This window comes from Micromonospora sp. 4G55 (assembly GCF_016803375.1).
This window is the reverse complement of record NZ_JAEVHN010000458.1, coordinates 1-5,058: the sequence shown is the minus strand read 5'-3', so window position 1 is coordinate 5,058 and position 5,058 is coordinate 1. Positions and strand designations below refer to the sequence as shown.

The 5,058-nt window shown below is 72.9% G+C and carries 5 protein-coding genes; 2 read left to right on the top strand and 3 right to left on the bottom strand.

What is annotated here, in order from left to right:
• Positions 1–119 precede the first annotated feature (119 nt).
• The 3 genes from JNW89_RS27300 to JNW89_RS27290 all read right to left on the bottom strand — a co-directional run bounded on the left by JNW89_RS27300 (position 120) and on the right by JNW89_RS27290 (position 3,057).
• Entirely contained in the window at positions 120–476 is a 357-nt protein-coding gene (locus JNW89_RS27300; RefSeq protein WP_088964797.1) for a DUF3099 domain-containing protein, read from the bottom strand.
• A gap of 82 nt (positions 477–558) precedes the next feature.
• On the bottom strand, positions 559–2,424 hold the full coding sequence (locus tag JNW89_RS27295) for a low temperature requirement protein A (RefSeq protein ID WP_238451223.1): 1,866 nt from the start codon (positions 2,422–2,424) through the stop codon (positions 559–561).
• Between the two features lie 57 nt (positions 2,425–2,481).
• Positions 2,482–3,057, bottom strand: a complete 576-nt coding sequence (locus JNW89_RS27290) for an HhH-GPD-type base excision DNA repair protein (RefSeq protein ID WP_238451222.1) — start codon at positions 3,055–3,057, stop codon at positions 2,482–2,484.
• 143 nt (positions 3,058–3,200) lie between these two features.
• Here JNW89_RS27290 and JNW89_RS27285 point away from each other — a divergent pair, with 143 nt between their 5' ends.
• Positions 3,201–4,259 carry an iron ABC transporter substrate-binding protein gene (locus JNW89_RS27285; RefSeq protein WP_238451220.1) on the top strand — a complete coding sequence of 353 codons (1,059 nt, stop codon included), beginning with the start codon at positions 3,201–3,203 and terminating at the stop codon, positions 4,257–4,259.
• 71 nt (positions 4,260–4,330) lie between these two features.
• Positions 4,331–5,058: iron ABC transporter permease (locus JNW89_RS27280; protein ID WP_238451219.1), on the top strand; the 728-nt coding region annotated here is incomplete at its 3' end.

Sequence of the window (5,058 nt, the reverse complement as noted above, 5' to 3'; positions counted from 1 at the left end):
CGCTGGGCCGGGCCGGTGATCTCGGGGCGCTGGCCGTCTCGACGGTGGGCGCCCGGCCGACGGGCTGACCGAACGCAGTTGCAGAGGGCGCCGGATCCGCAGGGTCCGGCGCCCGGCGGTCAGGGTTCGACGTCGATGATCTTGTGCGGCCGTTCCTCGGCGGTCAGGCTCATCGGCGGCGTCTCGTCGCGCATCCTGGGCTGGAACTTCCCCGCCAGCCGGTGCTGCTCCTTGGGCGGGCGGTCGTTGGCCAGCAGCACCGCCAGCCACGGGATGAGCACCATCCCGACGGCGCACAGCGGCAGCCAGAGCCAGAGCAGCGGGGCCTTCGCGCCGACCAGGATCGCACCGACGATCACGCAGGCCACCCGGATGCCCATCATCAGCACGTAGCGCTTCTGCCGACTGGTGAGCTGGTCGTCCTGGCTGCGCGAGGCGTCGGTGATCAGAATCGGCTGGTACGCCTGACGCTTCACCGCGGACCTCCTCGAGGGGATTACGACCCATCCTGTCACTCCCCGGCCGTGATCAGCGAAAATCGACTCATCCCAGTGCGTGTTACGCCCGTGGTACGCTCCGCCCGTGGGGAACCGCTTCAGCTTCACCGACGAGGCGTTGACCAACCTGCGGGTCTACGACGTCACACCCGGGGAAGTCTGGGAGGCCCTGCACAGCACCCGCCGGGTGATCCGGCACCTGGGCGACGACGTCATGGTCGTCTACGCGGCGAACCGCCGCGGCAGGCGGCTGGCCGTGCTGCTCGCCGAGGCCGACGGCACCGACAACGACTGGGACATCCTCTCCGCCCGCGACCTGAGCGACGTCGAGACCAAGCGGTACGACGAGGCCGTGCGGAGGGATCGCCGACGAGGAGGCGGTCACGATGAACCGTGACGACGCGACCAAGCGGTTCCACGGTGGCGACGACGCGTTCGCCGAGCTGATCGACGACAGCCAGCCGGTGGAGCTGCCGACCCCCGACAGCGACGTGCCGATGGTCAGCCGCTCGGTGCGCCTGCCGCTGGAGACGTACGAGCGGGTCCGGGCGGCCGCCGAGGCCCGGGGCATCGGCGTCACCACGCTGATGCGGCAGTGGATCGAGGCCGGGCTGGCCGACCTGGACGACTCCGCCACCGTCTCCCTCGCCGACGTCCGGCGGGCACTGGCCTCGCTGTCCCGCCCGACCGCCGCCTGAGCCGGTCGGCTTCGGACTGCGGCGGCGGCTACAGGGGCGACGCGGGTCGTTCCAGGGGGGCGGCCGTGTGCCCGCGCGGTGTCGGCGGCGGCGATCCCGACCAGCACCGCCGCGCTCAGCCCGAGCAGCCCGACCGGCGGCAGCAGCGGCGCCAGCGGGAGCAGGCCGAGCAGGAGCACCACGCCGATCACCCGGCTGCGCGACACCCGCGCGAAGATCTCGTACTCGAAGCGAGCCCGGGCGATCAGGAAGAGCGCCGGGCCGCCCGCCACGAACACCGCCCAGCCCGTCGGCGTACGCCCCCCGTGCGGGTGGGCGATCACCAGCTCGTAGCCGACCCCGGTGAGCAGCACACCGGCCACGATCACCAGGTGCGTCCAGCTCGCCGACTCGCCCAGCATTCCCGGCGAGCGGGCCACTCTGATCGCCTCGGCCAGCACGTGTCCCGCCCGGTGGAAGTAGATCCGCCACAGCAGCGCGGTGGTGAGAAAGGACAGGGCGAAGGCGAACGCCGCGTGCGCGGAGAAGACGGCTCCGCTGAAGGTCAACCCGATGACCAGGACCGTCTCGCCGAGTGCGATCAGGAAGAACTGCTGGTACCGCTCGGCCAGGTGCTCCCCCGCCACCGCCCAGCCCGAGGTACGCGTCGCCCCGCGCCGGGGCACCGGCCAGCCGAGTGCCAGCCCGGCGTAGTCCCAGGCCAGGGCGAGCGTCCACAGCACCTCCTGGGCGGGCGGCACCAGGACGCCGAGGAGCCAGGGCACCGCCCCGACCACGAACCAGAGCAGGATCCGGCGGGTGACCGACCGGCGCGGATGCCCGCGCAGGGCCACGGTGAGCAGGAGCGGCCGGCCGACCTGGATCGCCACGTAGGCCAGCGCGAACGGCAGCGCCCGCTCGGCGAACGCCCGGGGCAGCGCCACGGCCATCACCATGCTGGCGAACATGGAGGCGACCACCACGAACTGGATCGGGCTCCGCTCCGGCTCGTACCGGCTGGTCACCCAGGCGGTCAGGATCCAGACCATCCACAGCGCGAGGAACAGCACCACGGTCTGGGCGATCTGACGGAGCACGTCCGGGGGGTTGGCCGACACGTCGTCGATCAGACGCTGCGAGACGCGGGTCAGGGCGAAGACGAAGACCAGGTCGAAGAAGAGCTCCAGGAAGGTGGCGCGGGGCGAACTCGTCACGCCGCGCAGCAGCGTTCCACCCTGCCCGTCCGCCATCGCCCACCCGTCGCCGCCGTCGCGGATCTCAACGAGTCGAGGCGCGGGCCGGTTGCGTCAGCCCTTCGCCGCCCTGGCCGCCGCCTTCGCCGCCTGCTTGAACTCGCGCACCCGGCGCAGCGACTCCGGGTCGGTGATGTCGGCCACCGACCGGTACGCGTCCGGTTCGCCGTAGCCGCCGGCGGCCTCCCGCCAGCCGTCCGGGCGCACGTCGTACCGCTTGCCGAGCAGGGCGACGAAGATCTGCGCCTTCTGCTTGCCGAAGCCGGGCAGCTCGCCGATGCGGCGCAGCAGCTCCCGGCCGTCGGCGGCGTCCGACCAGAGCCGGGCGGCGTCGCCGTCGTACCGGTCGACGAGGACCTGGCACACCTGCTGGACCCGGGCCGCCATCGCCTTCGGGAAGCGGTGCAGCGCCGGTGGCCGGGCGAAGATCTCAACCAGCGCCTCGGGGTCGTACCCGGCCAGCTCCCGGGCGTCCGGTTCGTGCCCCAGCCGCTGCGCCAGCACGTACGGCGAGGTGAACGCCTTCTCGAGGGGGATCTGCTGGTCGAGGACCATGCCGGTCAGCAGGGCCAGCGGGCTGCGCTCGAGCAGCCGGTTGGCCTCGGGGTCGATGGGCAGCGAGAGCGTCATGCGCCCATCCTGCCGGTCGGCGCAACGGGCGCGTCGCCGACTCCCCGAGCGGGCGCCGGACCCACAGGGACACCAAGGTTAGCCTGTGCTAACTTCTCCGCGTCGGCGGAGGGCCCGCCGGTCGGAGTCGAAGGAGTGCCGCCGTGCCCGTTCCCGCCCGCAGGTCCCTCGCGGTCACCGTCGCCGCCGGCCTGCTCTCGTTCGGCCTGGTCGCCTGCGGGTCCGGCGAGGACGACGCCGCCGATCCCGGCAAGCCCGGCGACAAGACCATCACCGTCTACAGCGGCCGGAACGAGCAGCTGGTGAAGCCGCTGCTGGACCGGTTCACCGCGCAGACCGGCATCACCGTGAAGACCCGGTACGCCACCACCGCCCAGCTCGCCGCCCAACTGGTCGAGGAGGGCGGCAAGTCCCCGGCCGACGCCTTCTTCGCCCAGGACGCCGGCGCCCTCGGCGCGGTCGCCAAGCGGGACATGTTCGCCCCGCTGCCCGCCGCCGACCTGGAGAAGGTGCCGCAGTCCTACCGGTCCCGCACCGGCCAGTGGGTCGGCGTCAGCGCCCGCTCCCGGGTGCTCGCCTACAACGTCGACGCCGTGCCCGCCGCCGAGCTGCCGACGTCGGTCTTCGCGCTGACCGATCCGAAGTGGAAGGGCCGGATCGGGGTCGCCCCGACCAACGCCTCGTTCCAGGCGTTCGTCACCGCGATCCGGGTGCAGCACGGCGACCAGAAGGCCAAGGATTTCCTCGCCGGGCTCAAGGCCAACGAGCCGCAGATCCGGGACAACAACGTCAAGATCGTGGAGGAGGTCGACAAGGGCACCATCGAGGTCGGCCTGGTCAACCACTACTACCTCGGCGAGGTGGCCAAGGAGAAGGGCACCACGCCGGACGCGCTGAAGGCCAAGCTGCACTTCTTCCCGGGTGGGGACACCGGCGCGCTGGTGAACGTCGCGGGCGTCGGCGTGCTGAAGCGCTCCGCCACGGACCCGGACACCAAGGCCTTCGTCGACTTCCTGCTCAACCCCGAGTCGCAGCGGTACTTCGCCGAGCAGACCTTCGAGTACCCGGTGGTGGCCGGGGCCCCCGCCCCGGCCGGCGTCCCGCCGCTGGCCGAGCTGGACAGCCCGGAGATCGACCTGAACGACCTGGACACGCTGGACGCCACGATCGGCCTGATCAAGGACTCGGGGCTCGTACCCTGACCGCCCCGACCACCACGCCCGAGGCAGGGTCGGCCCGTTCCGGGCCGGCCCGCTTCGGCGTACCGGGGTCGGTGCGCCGGCTGGCGCCGCGCCCGGCGCTGCTCGCGGCCTCGACCGCCGCGGTCGCCGTGGCCCTGATCCCCCTGGTCTACCTCGCGGTACGCACCGCCGAGGCGGGCGCCGACCGGGTCGTCGCCGAACTGTGGACCGAGCGGGTCGGGCTGCTCGCGGTCCGCAGCCTCGCTCTGGCCGCCGTGGTCACCACCGCCTGCGTGCTGCTCGGCGTGGGCGCCGCCTGGCTGGTGACCCGGACCGACCTGCCCGGCCGGCGCGCCTTCGCGGTGCTCGCCGCGCTGCCGCTGGCCGTGCCCACCTACATCGCCGCCTTCGCCTGGGTCTCGCTGTTCGACCGGCTGGAGGGCTTCTGGCCGGCCGCGCTGGTGCTGACCCTCTGCTCGTACCCGTACGTCTTCCTGCCGGTCGCGGCGGCGCTGCGCGGCGCGGACCCGGCGCAGGAGGAGGTTTCCCGCTCGCTGGGTCGGGGCGGCTGGCGCACCTTCACCGACGTCACGCTGCGGCAGATCCGGCCGGCGACCGCCGCCGGGGCGCTGCTCGTCGCGCTCTACGTGCTGGCCGACTTCGGCGCGGTGTCGATCCTGCGCGCCGACACCTTCACCCGGGCCATCTTCGTCGCCTTCGACCTGGGTTTCGACCGCACCGGCGCGCTGGTGCTCTCCAGCGTGCTGGTGGCGCTGACCGTGCTGCTGCTGGCCGGGGAGACCGCCACCCGCCGGCGCGG